Source organism: Companilactobacillus mishanensis, from assembly GCF_003946505.1.
Taxonomy (GTDB): domain Bacteria; phylum Bacillota; class Bacilli; order Lactobacillales; family Lactobacillaceae; genus Companilactobacillus; species Companilactobacillus mishanensis.
The window spans coordinates 62,798-81,888 of record NZ_RHON01000003.1 but is presented as its reverse complement, the minus strand read 5'-3'; the positions used below and the strand labels follow the sequence as shown (position 1 = coordinate 81,888).

Below are 19,091 nucleotides of genomic sequence, written 5' to 3'. Positions count from 1 at the left end.
CCCCCTTATTAGGTATCCTATGTTATTACGTATTCTCTTCAAATAACAGTCTTGTACTTCATCCAATTTTCGTTCATAATTAAATGTGGGAAGAGAACTAACATATTTTTGTATATACGAAAAGCAGGACAATTGTCCTGCTTTTTTTCTGTTTAAATTAACTAATATCCGAAGCTTTGATCCATTCATTGGTTGAAATTCTAAACATTTTTTGACCGTTGATAATTGCATATTTATCAGTATACCAAGCTGTATTTGGCGCAACAGATCGAGTACTTCGTTTGCCTTCTGAGTTATATAGAGGCTTCACATCACCCGAACTAGCATTAATAGTTCCGACAGATGAAGTGTATTCTAAAACATCACTAGCTTTAACAAACTCATCTGAAGAAACGCGATAATAAGTTTGACCATTAATGGTAGCTTTTTTATCGGTCAACCAATCAGTATTTCCGGCGAGTGAACGAAAAGCTTTTAATTTACCAGTTTTACCGTATAAATTAGCAGTTTGCTTACTTTTTACCATCACCGTAGATTTAAATGAAGAAAGATTAATGCCATCATTACTAGCTTTAACAAGGATTGTTCTATTAGCCTGACCTTTGATAAGCGTGAAAACAGAATCAGAATCGTTAACGGGTGAGTAACCAGTTGGATAATCAACGTTTAATGTTTGGCCAAAACTACCAGTTAATTTGTAATGACCCACTACTTCATTAGTGCCTTCTTCAACAAAAGTTAATTCTGTCGAAACAGCATTATCGTCTTTAACTATATCGATTATTTGAATGGCACCATCATATTGCAATAAATAAACTGAACTTTCGTGAAACTTCAATTTATACCCGTCTGGAACTTCGACGGAAACTCTCTCGCCAATTTTGCCGGTTACCAGTTTAGTCACCAGATATGATCCAGTTGAGTTGGCAATACGGTAATGAATTGTATTTGTGACCTCATTTTTTGCCAAAGGTGCGCGTTTTACATAGACATCTCGACTAGTAGGTCCCTTGATCAGAGTGTATTGACTGTCGTTGGGATTGGCACAGATGTATAAATCAGGAACATTTAAAGTTATAGATTGCCCTTCGTGACCACGTAATATTTCAGTCTGGAAAACTTGATTTGTGTCAGAATCTATATAGTTTATCTTTGTTTCGATGTGAGATTTATCAGCTTCTGCTAATTTAACGAATAGACGTGAGTTGTTGGCATCCAAAGTAATGTAGTTTGGTTGTGATGACGCAAGTGAGTATCCTGAAGGGATTTCGAGCGCCCACTTATATCCACGTACTCCATGGACCCTTTGTGTCGTTACAACATGATTTGTGCCTTCAACACTGTAAACGATCGTGTTGTCCACGTATTCCATATATTGCGAGTTGAGTGTGGCAGCGAAAGTCAAGACCGGTGTGGTGATAGTTGTGCCGATCATTAGACTGGAAAAAATTACTCCAGCTAGTGTGATTGGTTTTACTTTATTCATCAATATTCCCCTAAATATTTAAATTTTTGCCTGTATCTGTTTTAAGGACATAGTAAAAATATAAACGGAAAATACACCTCATACAATAGCCGTAACAGCATATGTCAAAGTTATGTAAGGTACTATAAAACCGGTTATAAATTGATTTTTATGAACCGTTATTTTTCGAAATAAGCAACCAACGATATTGGTATATTGAGAGGATATATTTGGAATAGGAGTTCTATAGTTAAATAATTATTGTTAGCTAACTAAAGAAAATGAATTTAACAAATTTCAGAAATATAGTAGTTTCCTAACTGTATATATCGAATTACGATAATTAAGTATTATTTTTAAACGAAGTAAATTGATAATAATGTTATCAAGCAAACTATATTTTGGTGCAAACACAAATTATCTCGAGATTAATTATCAGTTATAAATAATGAATCACAAAGATAGGCAAAATAAAAAACAGTTTTTCCTATTATATTAACTAGAAAAAAACTGTTTTATATAAATTCAAAAATTAATAAGGTAGCTAATTTGAGAACTTCAATCCGATCACAGCGAAGATGATCAAAAAAATGAAGAAGAATCGTATCCAACTTCTTGATTCGCCAAATAGCCACATATTAGTAATAGCACCACCGGCTGCTCCAATACCAGTCCAGATCGAATAACCTATCGACATTGGAATTGTTTGTAATGCTAAGTAAAGAAAGGTGAAACTGAATGTAAATGAGACGATCAGTGCTACTAACGCCATTATGTGTTTCTTATTAGAATAAAAGCCTAATGAAGTAACACCAGCCATTTCACCTAATCCTGCTAAAATCAAAAATATCCAATCCATTATTTTGCCCGCCTTTCTTCATAGTCAGTCACAAATTTCAAACCAACTACGCCGACTGTCAACAATATAATGAAGATAAGTTTTTCCCAACTAAATGCTTCGTGGTAAACCAACACGCCTGCAATCACAACAAATAATGATCCTAATCCGACATAAACTGCATATGTCGTCCCGGCAGGGATGTTTTTGCTCGCATCTATCATCAAATAAAAGCTCAATATAAGTATTGCAATGACGAGTACAAATGAGCCGATAGAGTGATTGTGTTTCATTGCGGAAACCCAGACAACTTCTAGTATTGCCCCGATAAATATTTCTAGCCAACTTTTTGTCATGGCTTCACCTCCACAAAGAAAAAAAGCAAACCGCCTGGTTGGGTTTGCTTGGTGTCTTCTACTATATTTTACTTTAAATTTTTTTGAACGGCAATCTATTAAGTTAAACGCGGTGTTTTGGGCAATTTTAGCAAGTTTTATAATTGACTAGACCACTAAAATCAACTATCATTACTATAAATTTTACCCAGAAAATGGGCAATAAAAATAGGAGGAATTTTTTCATGTCGGCATGGGATACAAAATTTGATAAAAAGGGATTCACGTTTGATGACGTTTTATTAGTACCAGCAGAGAGTCATGTTTTGCCAAATGAGGTTGATCTATCAGTTCAACTAGCTAAGAACATCAAGTTGAACACACCAATTTTGAGTGCAAGTATGGATACAGTTACCGAAGCTCCAATGGCTATTGCAATGGCCCGCCAAGGTGGACTAGGTGTCATTCACAAGAACATGAGCATTGAGCAACAAGCTGATGAAGTTTTGAAAGTAAAACGTTCTGAAAACGGAGTTATCATCGATCCAATTTATCTAACAGTTGACGCACCAGTTAGTGCAGCTGAAGATTTGATGCACACTTATCGCATCAGTGGTGTTCCAATCGTTTCAAATACTGACGAACTAAAATTAGTTGGAATCATTACTAACCGTGATTTACGTTTTATTAGTGATTATTCTGTAAAAATCGATACAGTAATGACAAAAGAAAACTTGATCACAGCACCAGTCGGAACTTCTCTTGAAGAAGCAGAAAAAATTCTTCAAAAGTATAAGATCGAAAAACTTCCACTAGTAGATGGCCAAGGTCGTCTAGGTGGATTAGTAACAATTAAAGATATTGAAAAAGTAGAAAAATTTCCTAATGCCGCAAAAGATAAATATGGTAGATTGCTAGTAGCAGCCGCAGTTGGTGTTACCAGTGATACCTTTGAACGTGCCACAGCCTTGCTAGATGCCGGAGCAGATGCAATTATTATTGATACTGCCCATGGACATTCATCAGGTGTGTTACGTAAAATTACACAAATCCGTGAAGAATTTCCAGATGCAACTTTGATTGCAGGAAATGTTGCTACAGCTGAAGGTACAAGAGCATTGTACGATGCCGGAGTCGATGTAGTTAAAGTCGGAATCGGACCAGGATCAATCTGTACAACAAGAATCGTTGCCGGAGTTGGTGTACCACAACTGACAGCCGTTTATGATGCAGCATGTGTTGCTCATGAATATGGCAAGACAATCATTGCTGATGGTGGTATCAAGTACTCAGGTGATATTGTCAAAGCCTTAGCAGGCGGTGGTAACGCCGTTATGCTAGGATCAATGTTAGCCGGAACAGATGAAGCCCCTGGCGAATTTGAAATTTATCAAGGACGTCGTTTTAAGACATACCGTGGAATGGGAAGTTTAGCAGCCATGTCACACGGTTCATCCGACAGATATTTCCAAAGTGGAGTTAACGAAGCAAACAAGTTAGTTCCCGAAGGAATCGAAGGACGAGTAGCAGCCAAAGGAGCAGTTGGCGACGTAATTTATCAACTACTAGGTGGCTTACGTTCAGGAATGGGATATGTTGGAGCAGCCAACTTGATCGAGTTGCAAGATGCCCAATTCATCCAAATTTCAAATGCCGGATTAAAAGAATCACATCCACATGATGTAACAATTACAAAAGAAGCACCAAACTATTCAGTACAATAAAGTATAAGTTAATGAAGGCCGAAAACTTTAAAATTTTCGGCCTTTTTATATACTGGCCTCAAGAATAAAATTATTTGTTAGATTCTAACAAGTTTTATACATCGTTTAACACAAATAATTATAAATAGTTATATCGAATATGCAGTATGAAGTAGTATAAACAAGATGTTACAGTATTAATTAGGAATAACTAATGTCACACTTTTCTGGATGGAAAACACCAGGAGTTACGGCCCACGCACAACAATGGATTGGAAGTGGACATGCAGTTGGATATTGGAATTGTAGATAGAGAGTGAAATTTATGAATATTCGAAAGATAATAAACCTTTCGATAAAAATAAGTATCGTCATTCAAGCAGTTTTATGTTTGTTGTTGGCGATATTTTTTTTATCAGATAAACTTCAAACTAATGTTATTAATTATGGTTCTACTGAAAAATCGTCGGTTACTGTCCATATTAATAAAATAAAAAGAAATAATAACGAAAAGGCAGCCAATTTTCTTTTATCTCAGCCAGCAGCGATAGTAAAAGAGAATTTAGAGGTCTCTCAGAATAAGAATCCAACAATAAGGGTGTCTATCGGAGGAGACAAAAATAAATTTTCAGCGCTATCAATCGACAATATTACGTATATTCAAAAAAATGATTTAGTAAGACTTTCGGAGAATAGTAATCCGAAGGCTATTATTGGTGAGAACACGGGATCAGTTAATTCAATAAAGAGACTTCCTCATATTTTGTTTAGTCCCAACATTTATGTAGATAAGCTTGAAAATAACATTAATGATAATATTCTTGGTAACTATAATATTGTAGGTTTGAATTATCAACAACAAAAAAATTTTTTCAAAAGGTTGTCAAAAATAACAGGTGAATCAGTATCAGATCTGCATGAAGAAAAGTCTGGATTTTCAATTGATAATGGCACTACAGGTATAATTTTATTGAGCTTAATTATACTTGATTTACTGATTCTGGTTATTTTATTAACCATTTATGTGATTTCCTCGTTAAAGGAACTAGGAATCCTATCACTTTTAGGATGGGGGAAATTAGAGTTGGCTTATGGTTTATTAGGAGAGTTCTTTAATTTTAGTATATTTACAATGCTTATAAGTATTGCTCTAGGAATTTCCATATCTGGAATTTATTTACATGGAATTTATTATTATTTATTATCTGGATTCCTTAATATTTTCCTAACTATCTGTATACTTCTTGTTTCAATAATTATGATTATCGGCGTGGATGTGTTGAATGCAATTAAAGGGAAATTACCCAAAAAGGTACTTTATATTTTTGCGGTAAGTTTATATTTGGTTTTGAGTATTGGATTAGTATTTGTATCTGTTGCACTAGATAAACCAATTGATACTGTGAAACAAAATGGCACAATGTTATCCAACTGGTCCAAAGTTTCAGAATACGAAACTCTAAAGTCTGTAGAAGCAGGGAATAATCAAGGAACAATTTCGGGTCAGGATGATGTTTTAGATACTGAGATGTGGAATTGGTATAAGTCTATCGAAGAAAAGAAAGGCGTGTATCTTGCATCAGGGCAGTTCTATTCAAGCTCTGTGTTGAATAACATACGGGAGAGTGAGGGTCGAGAAACTCCAGTAACCCCCTTCACATTGTTGAAATTCTCTCCAAATTATTTAAATGATCATAACTTACAAATAACTAAAACTGATGAAAATCTAGCCTATTCAGGAATACGCTTGTATTTGATTCCTAGTCAGTGGTCGAAGAATGAAAAAGAAACTTTCAAGTCCTGGGTAAGAAATCTGGATTTAAATAATACTGATGTCAATACTACTTTTGGACAAGACAAAAAGATTAAATTTGTATACTATCAAAGTCAACAACCAATATTTACTTGGTTAACTGACAAAGGTGAGCCTAATATTGATAGGAGTCCAGTCATATTGGTATCCACTGCTAATAACATGGGGCTATTGGAATACGGAAATTTACGTGCAAACGTTTTAACAGGCCCGTTAAAATTCAAAAATAAAATTGCACTGAATAGGAATATGAAAAGCAACATCCTGAAAAAATTTGATCTCATTGACAATAAGTTGGAATTTGTACCAGTTCAAAAATACGTAAGTGGATTACAAAGAGAGCTTGGAACAGTTATTGCGTTATTCAGTGGGCTTACTGTATTTATAATTTTTACTATTGTATTGATTTTATTGACTATATCCTTGATATTTTCAATATCAAATTCAGAGAGCTTATTCGTTAAAGGAATACTTGGATTTTCGACTTATCAGCTATATTGGCCATTAATTATTTCAGTTGGAATAATTGGCTTAGTAAAGTTTTTTGCAGTAATAACATTTAGATCTAATTTAGGATTGATTCTCATACCTATTGAATTACTTATGGAGTTTATGGCAATATTTATTTTCGCTAAAAATCGAGGAATCAAGAAATGAGAAAGGAAAATTTATGAAAGATATTATTGAATTTCAAAATGTCTCAAAAGCTTTTGGAGAACAAAAAATACTAAAAAACTTTAATCTTTCAATTAATAAGGGCGAATTTGTATCAATAGTAGGGCCATCAGGTTCTGGTAAATCAACATTTCTAAATATTATTGGACTTTTAGAATCTTTCGACTCAGGTGAAGTTTTTTTGTCAGGAAAAGCATTATCTAAATTAAACAATCATCAGATCAGCTTATTGCGTAGAAATGAAATCAATTATTTGTTTCAATCATTTGCATTAGTTGAAGATAAGACAGTAAAAGACAACCTATTGCTGGCAATGCATTTTGTTAAGTCGAGAGAAAAAGAACATAGTATTGAAATGATTCTAAACCTGCTTAACTTAGTGGATAAAAAAGATACATTAGTTTATCAATTGTCAGGTGGGGAAAAGCAACGTGTGGCATTAGCCCGTACAATTTTAAAGCCGGGTGATATTATTTTAGCCGATGAACCTACTGGTGCTCTGGATCCAGATATGGCTAAAATAGCTTTTCAACTTATTAAAGAGACAAATAAAAAATATGGCAAAACAATTGTTATGGTAACCCATAACATGGAAGAAGCTTCTAAAACTGATAGGATAATTGAAATACAGCAAGATAATTAGTAATGGTTTATTTATATTAATGCTATATTTGAATCAGAAGTTAAGGTTGATTTAGAAAACAATGATTTTTTAGATTATCATATATTTTCAAAATGGGAAAACTCGTTATCTTGAGTTTTCCTTTTTTTATTATAGGTGCACGATAGTTAGTATTAATTCAATGAATATGACTGACGAATAAGAATGAAGTAGGGCTATGTAATTGTATTGGTGGTAACCTAATACGTTACGCCCCGCAATCAAATTCCTTCAGAATCTGAGAATAACTATTGACCCCAACCAAGTTTGGGATTATTCTTTAACCATCAAGTGAGTAACTAAATACTCACTTATTCAAATGCTTCTATCATAAAGGAGATACCATGACAAAACCAATTATTTCTATGAAAAATATAGTTAAAAAATTCGGCGATCAAACAGTTTTGAATCATGTTGACTTTGATATCGCACAAGGAAAGATCATCGGACTTATCGGACCTTCAGGTGCTGGTAAATCAACAATTATAAAAATTATCTTAGGTATGGAAAAAACTCAAGAAGGTACTGCAACAGTTTTCGGTCAGGTAATGCCCAATCGTAAATTATTAAACCGTATCGGCTACATGGCTCAAACGGATGCTTTGTATGACGCCTTATCAGCCAGAGAAAATCTTATGTTTTACGCAGATATGAAGGGTGTCGATCCAAAGGATGCCAAAGAGCAAATTGAACATATTACTAAAGTTGTTGATTTAGTTGACGACTTAGACAAGCGTGTCAGCGGGTATTCGGGCGGTATGAAACGTCGGCTTTCACTGGCCATCGCACTTTTAGGTGATGGTGAAGTTCTTATCCTTGATGAACCTACAGTTGGTATCGATCCAGCTCTTCGACGTAAGATTTGGGACGAACTACACAGCTTGCGTGACGATGGGAAAACTATTTTGGTTACAACTCACGTTATGGAAGAAGCGGAATTAGTTGATGATGTTGCTTTGATTTTAGGTGGTAAGTTGATTGCTTACGATACACCAGCTAATTTGAAAGCTAAATACAACGAGGACACTGTCGAAAATGTCTTCTTGAAAGCGGAGGATCAAAATGAGAAGAACATGGGCAATCGCTAAACGTGTTTTAAAAGAATTATTCAGAGATAAAAGAACATTAGCATTGATGTTTTTAGCACCAATTTTAGTTCTAACTTTGATGAAAGTTGTTTTCACTACAAATTCAACAACGGATGTTAACATAGCGACTGTTAACGTCCAGAGTAGTCTGGTTAAACAAATGGACAAGATGAAAAACATCAAAGTTACCAAGTATTCAACAGAGCAAAAAGCTAACAAAGCTTTGAAAGATCAAAAGGCCGATGGTATTGTTCATCGGAAAAATGGTAACTATTATGTAAAGAACGCTAACACTGATGCCAGTAAAACTGCCGCAACCAAAGTGGCTCTTCAGTCATCAATGGTGGCAACTAATATTAAAAACTTAAAAGCACAATTAACTAAGATGGCTGCCGCAAATCCTCAAGCAGCGGCGTCAATGCAATCGAACTCGCAAAAAGCGCCAAAGATTCACAACTCATATGTTTATGGTAATAAGGACACATCTTTCTTCGATAAAATTTTACCTATCCTAATGGGATTCTTCGTGTTCTTTTTCGTATTCTTAATATCAGGGATGGCCTTACTAAAGGAACGTACAACTGGTACACTGGATAGATTATTGGCAACACCAGTAAGACGTTCAGAAATCGTCTTCGGATACATGATCAGTTATGGATTGTTGGCTATAGTCCAGACGCTGATCATCGTGTTATACACAGTTTATGTATTGAAAGTAGAAGTACTGGGGAGCATGTGGAATATGGTACTGGTCAATGTGGTACTGGCAATCGTCGCATTAGCATTCGGTATCCTGATGTCCACTTTTGCAAAATCTGAGTTCCAGATGATGCAATTTATTCCGATTATTGTAATTCCACAAGTATTCTTCTCTGGAATAATTCCACTTGATCAAATGGCACACTGGGTACAGGATCTGGCATACATATTGCCTTTGAAATACTCAGGTGAAGCTACTTCAGCAATTGTTTTGAACGGAGAAGGATTAGGACAAATATTGGCACCAATTGGAGCATTACTTATTTTCCTAGTAATACTAACAATGTTGAATGTATACGGATTAAGACGTTATCGTAAAGTATAGAAGGGACATGATTATTTGACTGAAGAATTAATGGCCAATGATTTTAAATCATGGGTCGATCAGGCTGATATGCCTAATGGAAAGAGAAAAGTAATTATGGCAGCCTTGAAACTATTCTCTGAAAAAGGATTTGATGCGACTTCTACACAAGAAATCGCCAAAGAATCAGGCATGAGTCAGGCAACGATATTCAAATATTTTAAGACTAAAGAAGATTTGCTAGAGTGGATCATCGATCCAATTATGAATAATATAATTCCAATATATATCGTCGAATTTAAGCAGCAACTAAGCGAAAAAAACACTTCCCTAAAGGATTTGATCCATTTTGCAATTAGGAATCGCTATAACTTTTTAGTTGCTAATAAAGAAGTTGTGTTGATTTTATTTACTCAAATTTTGACCAAAGATAATATTAAAGAAAAGTTTCTGAAGATGGCTGCACAACGTGGGCCTTCAGTACTGGAAACGTTCAAAAAGACCATCGCAAATTCAGATTTAGTCAGAACTGATATGGATATGGCAACTATCATTCGCTTGATTGCATCGCAGATAATAGTATATTTCCTACAAAATTATAAATTGTTATCGCCTAGAACTGATGAAGAAGTTGATCATGATTTAACTCAAATTGAAGACTTGATCGTCAGAGCTATCGAAAAGCCCGCAAATTAATTTGCAGGCTTTTTTTGATATCCATTTGACTTAGAGTGCAGTCGAAGGTCTAGGATTAAGTTGTTATTAGAAAATGTCAGGACAAATTCAAGAAATTTTGTGATTTTAATAAAATTATTATAAAAAAATTATTCCGCTGGTCTATACAAATTAAACGTTATGCTGGCAACGTTTTTTCACAAACTGCATGTGAAAGGGACTCATTTGTCTAATATTTCTCTAATAATTAAGTTGACAAATGTAAGCGCTTGAGTTGAAATAGTTGTAATAATAAACTGTTTAGATACAATTAATTTGTAACTAAACACTAGTGTTATTTTTATTTTTTAATATTAGGAGGAATTAGAATGGCTTATAAAACAGTTAATCCATACAATAACGAACTTGTGAAATCATACCCAGATGCAACAACCAAGGAAATTGAAAATGCATTGAGTACAGGTCACGCATTGTATAAACAATGGAGAGACGAACCAATTGCAGGTCGTGCTAAAACTCTGCATAAAATCGCCGACCTCTTGAGAGAAAATGAAGATGAATTAGCAAAAATTGCCACTATTGATATGGGTAAACTTTTGACAGAATCAAAAGGTGAAGTAGAATTGTGCGCAATCATCGCGGACTATTACGCCGATAATGGTGCAGATCTTTTGAAACCAACACCAATTTCAACAATGGCCACAGGGGCAGCTGAAGTTCTTCATCAATCAACAGGTGTCTTGATGATGGTAGAACCTTGGAACTTTCCTTATTACCAAATTATGCGTGTATTCGCACCTAACTTTATCGTTGGTAACCCAATGATTTTGAAACACGCATCAAATACACCAGGATCAGCCGCAGCATTTGAAAAAATTGTTAAAGATGCCGGAGCACCAGATGGTAGTTTGACAAACTTGTTTGCCAGCTATGATCAAGTCAGTGACATCATTGCTGATCCACGTGTTCAAGGAGTTGCTTTGACAGGTTCAAAACGTGGTGGCCAATCAGTTGCCTCAGTTGCTGGACAAAATTTGAAGAAGAACTCAATGGAATTAGGTGGTTCAGATGCCTTTGTAGTTCTATCTGACGCCGACTTGGATACAGCCGTAGACTTGGCTTGGAGAGTTCGTATCTATAACAACGGACAAGTATGTACATCAAACAAGAGATTTATCGTTGCTGACAATTTGTATGATGAATTTTTGGCTAAGTTGAAGGATGCCTTTGCTAAATTGAAGCCAGGTGATCCAATGGATCCATCAACTTCATATGCACCAATGAATTCCGAACGTGCTAAGAAGAAGTTGCAAGGACAAATTGATAAAGCTATTGAAGGTGGAGCAAAAGTTGCTTTTGGTAACACACCAGTTGATTTACCAGGACAATTTATCCAACCAACAATTTTGACAGACATTTCAAAAGATAATCCAGAATTCTACGATGAATTGTTCGGACCAGTTGCTCAAGTATTTAAGGTAGGTAGTGATCAAGAAGCTATCGACTTGGCAAATGATTCAGAATTAGGATTAGGTGGAATCGTACTTTCATCAGATCCAGCACATGGTAAAGCCGTTGCTGCTAAAATCGAAACAGGAATGGTATTCGTAAACTCATTCTTAGTATCATTACCAGAGTTACCATTTGGTGGTGTTAAAGGATCAGGTTACGGCCGTGAGATGAGCCAACTAGGACTTAATGCCTTTGTAAATGACAAGTTGGTTGTTACATCACAGACACCAGATTGGGGTAATCCTGCGGGTGGTTTGGCTGTTTTTAACGGAAAATAGGGTTAGTGTTTTACTGCCGATTCCGGGAAGAAATAAATTTTTTGGCTGGAACATAGGCGACATCGTTTTGAGCTTTTCCAAGTTCAGGAAAATCTCAAAATCGAGTCTTGTTCTAACCATCGTTCCGATGCTAAGAACAAACGGCCTATTGAGCCAAAATTTATTTCTTCCCTACATCTAGAGTTTTTCCGTTAATAATTATTATTGGAGTGCGACTTTGATAGAAATGAATTAAAAAAAGGATCCGCAAATTTTATTTTGCAGGTCCTTTTTGAGTTTAATGGATAAAAAATATATAACATCTTCCAGAAATCAATTTCTTTCGGAATCGAAAGTAAAAATCTAACCTTTCTTAACCGGCAAACTAATAACCACTAGCTGGTTAGGGAAATCTATATCACTAATATTATAGTTTTCACTGATCTCGTAATCATTATCAGTCTCAATCTCGGCATAGCTGGCACTAATTGCACCAGTAATATCACTGATGGAGTGAAAACTACGTTCCGAAACTGCGTAATCACCAGCGGGTATTTCGAAAGTTTTATCTCCATCTGTCGAGCTTACTAAATAATGAAAAGTATCCGAATCTTTTTTATCTATCTTGACGATGGCACGAATCACTCCTTCATCAGTCGGTAAAATTTTCTTTTGAAGATCAGCTGTATCATCAGCCGACTCGGGGTTGATCGGAAATTCGAGGCTGTATTGCTTTCCTGTAACGGTAGAACTGTCAAGGTGCTTTATTTCATAAGCCATTTGCATTTCCTCCTGTGCTTCAACAGTACATTCATGGTGTATCCTCGTCAACCTCTATTTGTTATCGACGATACTGTGACGACGTCCGTATGTGAAGTAGATTATCAAACCTAATAGAGTCCAGAGGCCGAACATTTTCCACGTGAAAACTTGTAATTGTGATAACAGATAGACACAGGCGATGAATGAGATGATTGGAAAAATTGGATAGAGTGGGACTCTAAATGCAGGCTTCAAGTCCCTGGTATTCTTGCTGTGACGTAGGAACATGACACCAAGTGAAGTTGAAGAGAATGCCAACAAAGTACCAACGTTAACTAATTCAGTAATTTTATCCACTGGCAAAACGGCACCAACGACACCTGCAACTAAGCCGAAAATTATTGTTGATCCTACGGGAATGCTGCTTTTATTTAATTTATTTAGATTTTTTGGTAAAAGGCCATCACGACTGATTGAATAAATCAATCGGGTTCCTCCATAAACGATAACGATCAGAACTGTTGTCATTCCTAAGACGGCACCAAGGGAGATGATTCCTGCGGCCCAATCTTGATGAAGGACTCTCAATGCGAAAGCAACGGGATCGGCAACGTTCAATTTTTTATAATTTACGGCACCAACTAAGGCGAATGAAACTAGTCCGTATAAAATTGAAACAATCAATAAGGATGCAATGATACCGATCGGCATATTACGGCGAGGATTTTTAACTTCCTCACTGGCAGTCGAAACTGTATCAAATCCTAAGAAGGCGAAGAAGGCGATTGAGGCTCCTTTACCAACACCACTCCAACCATATGGTAAAAGTGGATTGAAGTTAGCCGGTTTAAAGAAGAATAATGCGACTACAACGAATAATAAGATAACAAAAATTTTGATAAATACCATAATGGCATTTAATCTGACTGACTGTTTTAAACCTTGCAAGGTCAAGACTGTCACTAAAAAGATAATTACGAAAGCAACAATATCAAAAACACCTTTGGGATTTCCAGCGGTACCAGCAGAAGACTGTAGTGCGGCTGGTAAATGAATGCCGAATCCGGTCAATAGATTTCGGAAGTAGGCGGACCAACTTACTGAAACGGTCGATGCAGCGAATAGATACTCAGAAACCAGCGACCATCCGATGATCCAAGCCACTATTTCTCCAAAAGTTGAGTACGCGTATGTATAAGCACTACCTGCCAGGGGAATTGTTGAAGCGAATTCCGAATAACAAAAGGCTGCCCCGATACAAACTAGCGCTGCCAATAGGTAAGTCAAAATTACTCCTGGTCCAGCATATTTTGCGGCAATCAATCCAGGCGTGATAAAAATACCAGCACCAACAATTACGCCGACTCCCATGACTATCAAGTCTTTGGCAGTCAATGAACGAGTCAGACCAGCGCCGTTTTTTGCAAGGTCACTGGTAACATCTTTTTTATTGAATAGTGACTTCATAGAATTTCCCCCTTATTAATGCTGTTTCAGTGATTATAACTACAACATATATTCCTAAATCTTTGATTTTGACAATAAACTCTTACGATATCCATATGAGAAGTAAAGAATCAGTCCAATGGTTGTCCATACTCCGAAAATTTCCCAAGTAAATAGTTGTAAATTAGCCAATAGATAAGCACAAGCTAAGAATGAAACTATTGGGAAAATTGGGAAGAATGGAACTTGAAAGGCTGTTTCTAAATCTCTAGTATTTTTACTTTTACGTAATGCGATTACGCCAATCGATGTGATGGCGAAGGCATTTAAAGTACCTACGTTTACTAGTTCGGCAATTTTATCGATTGGCAAGACTGCTGATGCAAAAGCTGAAAGTAAACCAAATAAAATCGTACTTGTTGTTGGAACGTGGACCTTATTTACTTTGTGTAAATTCTTTGGCAATAATCCATCACGACTGATTGAATATATCAGACGAGTTCCACCGTAGATAACAACTATCATAACAGTTGTCATACCCATGATGGCACCTAGTGAGATAACTCCTGCAGCCCAGTTTTGATTTAATAATTTCAAAGCGAGAGCAACGGGATCAGCGACGTTTAGTTTAGTATATTTGACTGCACCTACAAGTGCAAAACTTACTAAAGCGTATAGTGCAGAACAAATCAATAATGACGCAATGATACCAATTGGCATATTTCGTTTAGGATTTTTAACTTCTTCACTCGCCGTGGATATTATATCGAATCCAACAAAAGCGAAGAAGGCGACCGAGGCACCTTTACCGATACCTCCAACTCCGAATGGTAAGAAGGGATGGAAGTTAGCGGGTTTGATATAGAATAATGCGATGATTACAAATAGGAAGATAACGAATAATTTTACAAAAACTAGAATCGTATTTAATCGAACAGATTCATTTAATCCTTGTAATAATAGGAAAGTTATCAATAAAACTACGATAAAGGCGACGATGTCGAATCGTCCGCCGGGATTACCAGGAGTTCCGGGTGCTGATTGTAAGGCAACAGGTAATTTGATCCCAAAACCTTCTAGCAAACTCCGGAAGTAGGCAGACCAGCTGACTGCAACAGTTGAACCGGTAAACATATATTCTGAAAGCAATGCCCATCCTACAAACCAGGCGATTATTTCCCCAAAAGTTGAGTAGGCATAAGTGTAGGCACTACCTGATAAAGGAATTGTTGATGAAAACTCCGAGTAACAAAATGCTGCCCCAGCACAAACTAGTGCAGCTAAAACATAGGTAAAAATTACACCGGGACCAGCATATTTTGCAGCAATGATTCCTGGCGTGATAAAAATACCAGCTCCAACGATAACACCGATACCCATGATAGTGAGATCCATGGGTCCCATTGTACGTTGCAGAGTTGGCTTTTCTTTTAATGCGGCAATAACGTCTTTTCTTCTAAATAGGGATTTGAACATAAATCCCCCTCCATTCTGTAACTAGAAGCATATATATATAACTCTCCAGCGAATTGATTAAGGTTAAATTATAGCACATGTTAATGAGCGTAATATTAAGACATTAATATTTTTTCAACATTAAATACTTGTGTACCAACGGTCTAGACATTTCCCATTATTAAAGAAAGCGCTTCAAAAACTTATTTTAAGGAACTGGCTCTTAATGAGAACTGAAAAATTTATATATTATGAAAGTTTTGATTAATGATATTGAAGCCTCATGAGTTCATATTTGCGTTAAAATGTCATATGTGATGTTATAAATCAAAAAAATGAAAATTTGTAATATATAAAATAATCGTAATTGGAGGAAATCGGTTGTGAGTACTCGAGATAAAAGAATATTAATAGTTATTGATATTTTACTTTTTATTTTAGTCATTTATCCGGTATTTCAAGGTGGGGTGATTGGTGGCTATGATCCCGGTTTTCATATGGGAAGAATTAAAACTTTGGCATCCAATATTGCTAGTGGTCACTTTCCTAATCCAATTGGTTTCGAATATCTAGATAAACTTGGATATGGGGTGGGATTTTTTTACGGAAATTTTCTTCTTTATCCATTTGCAATCTTGCACTTGTTAGGATTATCAACTTATGCGGCTTACATATTATTCTTAGCATTCTTTGTCATTATGTGTATTGTTGGCATCAATGTCGCAACTCAAAAGTTGTTCCAGAATAGTTGGACAACATTCTTTTCTGCACCAATTTATTTGAGTTCTTATTATTTTATCAGCTTGATATATATTCGAGCAGCGGCTGGAGAATTAGTTGCTCTCGCAATTATTCCTTGGGTACTTTTGAGCGTATTCAAAATGGTTCAGGGCGAAACAAAGTATTGGATCATGTTTGGAATCTCGTTCAGTTTACTGTTAGTTTCACATATTCTATCGTTTTTAATTGTTGTTGTAACGGCGTTACTGATTTTGATCATGAACCTGGTTCCAATCTTTAAAAACGTCAAAATTTTCTTTTCGTTCATCAAAGGAACGGCATTATTTCTAGGACTATCGGCTGTATTCTTATTGCCATTTGTTGAACAATATACGGTTCAGTCATATAACAGTACGGCAGTTGATGGATATGGAAATTATTTAATAATTGTCTACTCGATTTGGATGAAGAATCATGTCTTTGATCCTGCACAATTTATTTCGACCAACGGGCAATTTCTAACATATCTCTTACTATTTGCCATTCTGTATTACGTATTCAAGCTTATTTGGAAAAGGGGACACATATCTAAAAACAAGATAATCCCACAATCGCTGATCATCATTATTTTATTTGCATCTTTAATTGTGTCACCTGATCTGCTTCAATTTGCTGTAAAAGTATGTAAACCATTAGTCTTGTTACAAGTGATTACCCGATTAAATGTTATGATTCTTCCATTATTAACATTCTTAGCAGCGAATGCCTTGGGTGAGATCGTCCATAATTGGGGCAAATTTAGATTACCTGTAGTCGGAGTTTTTATGATAGCTTTAGCCGTTATAACGGTCATGAATCCAATTAAACAAAACATGCAGCAAGTTAAGGCTCGGCCACAACATATTCCAGTTGGAAGCATTAGTATGGGTGAATATGAACCGAAAGACTTCATGAATTTTATGATTAAGAATAACTTCCAAGTTAATCCGAAACTTTTGGAAACAACTCAAGATATTGATATAACAGCTAATAACCATCATGAAGCAATCATAAAAGTAAATAATATCAAAGGTTCAAAGACATTGATGTTGCCAAGGCTTTACTACAAAGGCTATCAGGTTACGACCAAGTACGCTGGCAAGACAGTCACTAAACCAGCAATCAAGAAAAATGGATTAGTGTCTACAAAACTACCAAATAATTTTAAGTCTGGAACATTGAAAGTAACTTACCGGAATACCACTGCCAGCAAAGTTGGTTGGTTCATAACCATTACAACTTTATTAATAATGTTGTGTCGTTGGATTCTCAAGGTGCCTCGTAAAATTGGACCCATAAAATCTGTTTGAACAATTAATGACCCTGAAGTGATATTATTTCTTTGAGAGAGAAATTAATATTGGGGGATGCTAAATATGACAGATTTTGATAAATTAATTGATCGTCGAAATACAAACTCAGTTAAATGGGATGTAAAAGATAATGAGCTACCAATGTGGGTCGCAGATATGGACTTTCAAACTGTTCCTGAAGTAATGGAAGCTATGAAGTCGGATGTTGCCCAAGGTATTTTTGGATATCAAGTTATACCTGATGAATATTTTGAAGCAGTCGCATATTGGTATGAAAAGGAACATAATTTTAAGCCAAAAAAAGACTGGCTGACCTTCTCAACTGGAGTGGTGCCAACGATTGGATCAATCTTGCGCCATCTGACTGATGTTGGAGATAATGTACTAATACAGGAACCTAACTATAATGCTTTCTTCAAAGTTATCACCAATAATGGCCACCATATCGTTAATTCTGAATTGAGTTTTGCTAATGATGAGTATGAAATCGATTGGAAAGATTTAGAAGAAAAATTCAAAGATTCAGATACGACATCAATGATTTTATGCAATCCTCATAATCCAACGGGACATATTTGGTCCAAGCCAGATTTGGAAAGAATTGCCCAACTGACTTTAGAAAATAACGTATTGCTGATTTCCGATGAGATACACGGCGATTTATCTATGCCTGGAAAAGAATACATTCCATTCGCTTCATTAGATGAGAGTTTGACCGGAAATAGTATTTCACTAGTTTCACCAAGTAAGACCTTCAACTTGGCTGTCCTACATGCTGCCACAGCAATCACGCCAAACGGCAATATCAAGGCTAGACTAGAAAAGGGATTAGGAGTCGATGGATTAGCTTCACCCGGTGTGTTAGCAATAAATGGATCCATTGCCGCATATACCAAGGGACATGAATGGTTGCACGATTTGAAACAATATGTTTGTGATAACCGTGATCTTTTGGATGATTATGTTGAAAAGAATATTCCACAATTGTCAGTAGTACATGGAGAAGCTACATATTTAGCCTGGATTGATTGTAGCAAAATAACTAAAGATTCAGGAGAATTAGCACAGCATATCCGTGACGAAACTGGATTGTACCTAGCTGCTGGGACCGCATATCAAGGAAATGGTAACCAATTCATGCGAATCAACTTGGCCACTCAACGTAGTAGAGTAGAAGATGGACTCTCACGTTTGAAGACAGGCGTTGAAAAGTATATTGAACGCTAGAAATTATAATAGAATAAAAAAGGGTGCTCAAAATTTAAATTTTT

At 35.9% G+C, this 19,091-nt stretch carries 15 protein-coding genes; 9 read left to right on the top strand and 6 right to left on the bottom strand.

The genetic code is table 11. The annotated features are described in order from the left end of the window. Window positions 1-157 precede the first annotated feature (157 nt). The 3 genes from EKM63_RS04900 to EKM63_RS04890 all read right to left on the bottom strand — a co-directional run bounded on the left by EKM63_RS04900 (window position 158) and on the right by EKM63_RS04890 (window position 2,659). Window positions 158-1,486, bottom strand: a complete 1,329-nt coding sequence (locus EKM63_RS04900; RefSeq protein ID WP_125704313.1) for an SLAP domain-containing protein — start codon at window positions 1,484-1,486, stop codon at window positions 158-160. A 523-nt stretch (window positions 1,487-2,009) separates the two neighbouring features. Then, complete coding sequence (locus tag EKM63_RS04895; protein WP_125704311.1) at window positions 2,010-2,324, bottom strand: DMT family transporter; 315 nt, start codon at window positions 2,322-2,324, stop codon at window positions 2,010-2,012. After that, window positions 2,324-2,659: a DMT family transporter gene (locus tag EKM63_RS04890; RefSeq protein WP_125704309.1), complete on the bottom strand. Its 336-nt coding sequence runs from the start codon at window positions 2,657-2,659 to the stop codon at window positions 2,324-2,326. Before EKM63_RS04890 ends, EKM63_RS04895 begins: the two co-directional genes overlap by 1 nt. Before the next feature lie 224 nt (window positions 2,660-2,883). On the opposite strand from EKM63_RS04890, the gene guaB reads away from it, so the two are divergent. The 7 genes from guaB (at window position 2,884) to EKM63_RS04855 (ending at window position 12,106) form a co-directional block, all read left to right on the top strand. Further along, window positions 2,884-4,362, top strand: coding sequence for an IMP dehydrogenase (gene guaB / locus EKM63_RS04885; RefSeq protein ID WP_125704307.1), 1,479 nt, complete (start codon window positions 2,884-2,886; stop codon window positions 4,360-4,362). 304 nt (window positions 4,363-4,666) lie between these two features. Next, window positions 4,667-6,811: a hypothetical protein gene (locus tag EKM63_RS04880; protein WP_125704304.1), complete on the top strand. Its 2,145-nt coding sequence runs from the start codon at window positions 4,667-4,669 to the stop codon at window positions 6,809-6,811. A 13-nt stretch (window positions 6,812-6,824) separates the two neighbouring features. Further along, a complete protein-coding gene (locus tag EKM63_RS04875) occupies window positions 6,825-7,472 on the top strand; it encodes an ABC transporter ATP-binding protein (RefSeq protein WP_125704302.1) in 648 nt (215 codons plus the stop codon). A gap of 362 nt (window positions 7,473-7,834) precedes the next feature. Beyond that, the gene (locus EKM63_RS04870) at window positions 7,835-8,578 is read left to right on the top strand and encodes an ABC transporter ATP-binding protein (RefSeq protein ID WP_125704300.1); all 744 of its coding nucleotides are present in this window, start codon (window positions 7,835-7,837) and stop codon (window positions 8,576-8,578) included. Then, on the top strand, window positions 8,553-9,662 hold the full coding sequence (locus EKM63_RS04865) for an ABC transporter permease (RefSeq protein ID WP_125704298.1): 1,110 nt from the start codon (window positions 8,553-8,555) through the stop codon (window positions 9,660-9,662). The genes EKM63_RS04870 and EKM63_RS04865 overlap by 26 nt, the downstream gene beginning before the upstream one ends. Before the next feature lie 15 nt (window positions 9,663-9,677). Then, entirely contained in the window at window positions 9,678-10,337 is a 660-nt protein-coding gene (locus tag EKM63_RS04860) for a TetR/AcrR family transcriptional regulator (protein ID WP_125704296.1), read from the top strand. A 347-nt stretch (window positions 10,338-10,684) separates the two neighbouring features. Next, a complete protein-coding gene (locus EKM63_RS04855) occupies window positions 10,685-12,106 on the top strand; it encodes an NAD-dependent succinate-semialdehyde dehydrogenase (protein WP_125704294.1) in 1,422 nt (473 codons plus the stop codon). A gap of 342 nt (window positions 12,107-12,448) precedes the next feature. On the opposite strand, the gene EKM63_RS04850 is transcribed toward EKM63_RS04855, so the two are convergent. Genes EKM63_RS04850 through EKM63_RS04840 form a run of 3 tightly spaced genes read right to left on the bottom strand, consistent with a single transcriptional unit; the run spans window position 12,449 to window position 15,769 of the window. Further along, window positions 12,449-12,865, bottom strand: a complete 417-nt coding sequence (locus tag EKM63_RS04850) for a hypothetical protein (RefSeq protein WP_125704292.1) — start codon at window positions 12,863-12,865, stop codon at window positions 12,449-12,451. Between the two features lie 54 nt (window positions 12,866-12,919). After that, a complete protein-coding gene (locus EKM63_RS04845) occupies window positions 12,920-14,314 on the bottom strand; it encodes an amino acid permease (RefSeq protein ID WP_125704290.1) in 1,395 nt (464 codons plus the stop codon). A gap of 54 nt (window positions 14,315-14,368) precedes the next feature. Beyond that, the gene (locus tag EKM63_RS04840) at window positions 14,369-15,769 is read right to left on the bottom strand and encodes an APC family permease (RefSeq protein WP_125704288.1); all 1,401 of its coding nucleotides are present in this window, start codon (window positions 15,767-15,769) and stop codon (window positions 14,369-14,371) included. Window positions 15,770-16,131: 362 nt separating this feature from the next. On the opposite strand from EKM63_RS04840, the gene EKM63_RS04835 reads away from it, so the two are divergent. Both EKM63_RS04835 and EKM63_RS04830 read left to right on the top strand, forming a co-directional pair. Further along, window positions 16,132-17,817, top strand: a complete 1,686-nt coding sequence (locus tag EKM63_RS04835; protein ID WP_125704286.1) for a glycosyltransferase family protein — start codon at window positions 16,132-16,134, stop codon at window positions 17,815-17,817. A gap of 66 nt (window positions 17,818-17,883) precedes the next feature. Next, window positions 17,884-19,047, top strand: a complete 1,164-nt coding sequence (locus EKM63_RS04830) for a MalY/PatB family protein (RefSeq protein WP_125704284.1) — start codon at window positions 17,884-17,886, stop codon at window positions 19,045-19,047. Window positions 19,048-19,091: the final 44 nt, after the last annotated feature.

Coding starts and splice junctions, on each gene's coding strand:
- EKM63_RS04900 (WP_125704313.1), bottom strand. CDS start 1,486: ATGAATAAAGTAAAACCAATCACACTAGCTGGAGTAATTTTTTCCAGT.
- EKM63_RS04895 (WP_125704311.1), bottom strand. CDS start 2,324: ATGGATTGGATATTTTTGATTTTAGCAGGATTAGGTGAAATGGCTGGT.
- EKM63_RS04890 (WP_125704309.1), bottom strand. CDS start 2,659: ATGACAAAAAGTTGGCTAGAAATATTTATCGGGGCAATACTAGAAGTT.
- guaB (WP_125704307.1), top strand. CDS start 2,884: ATGTCGGCATGGGATACAAAATTTGATAAAAAGGGATTCACGTTTGAT.
- EKM63_RS04880 (WP_125704304.1), top strand. CDS start 4,667: ATGAATATTCGAAAGATAATAAACCTTTCGATAAAAATAAGTATCGTC.
- EKM63_RS04875 (WP_125704302.1), top strand. CDS start 6,825: ATGAAAGATATTATTGAATTTCAAAATGTCTCAAAAGCTTTTGGAGAA.
- EKM63_RS04870 (WP_125704300.1), top strand. CDS start 7,835: ATGACAAAACCAATTATTTCTATGAAAAATATAGTTAAAAAATTCGGC.
- EKM63_RS04865 (WP_125704298.1), top strand. CDS start 8,553: ATGAGAAGAACATGGGCAATCGCTAAACGTGTTTTAAAAGAATTATTC.
- EKM63_RS04855 (WP_125704294.1), top strand. CDS start 10,685: ATGGCTTATAAAACAGTTAATCCATACAATAACGAACTTGTGAAATCA.
- EKM63_RS04850 (WP_125704292.1), bottom strand. CDS start 12,865: ATGGCTTATGAAATAAAGCACCTTGACAGTTCTACCGTTACAGGAAAG.
- EKM63_RS04845 (WP_125704290.1), bottom strand. CDS start 14,314: ATGAAGTCACTATTCAATAAAAAAGATGTTACCAGTGACCTTGCAAAA.
- EKM63_RS04840 (WP_125704288.1), bottom strand. CDS start 15,769: ATGTTCAAATCCCTATTTAGAAGAAAAGACGTTATTGCCGCATTAAAA.
- EKM63_RS04830 (WP_125704284.1), top strand. CDS start 17,884: ATGACAGATTTTGATAAATTAATTGATCGTCGAAATACAAACTCAGTT.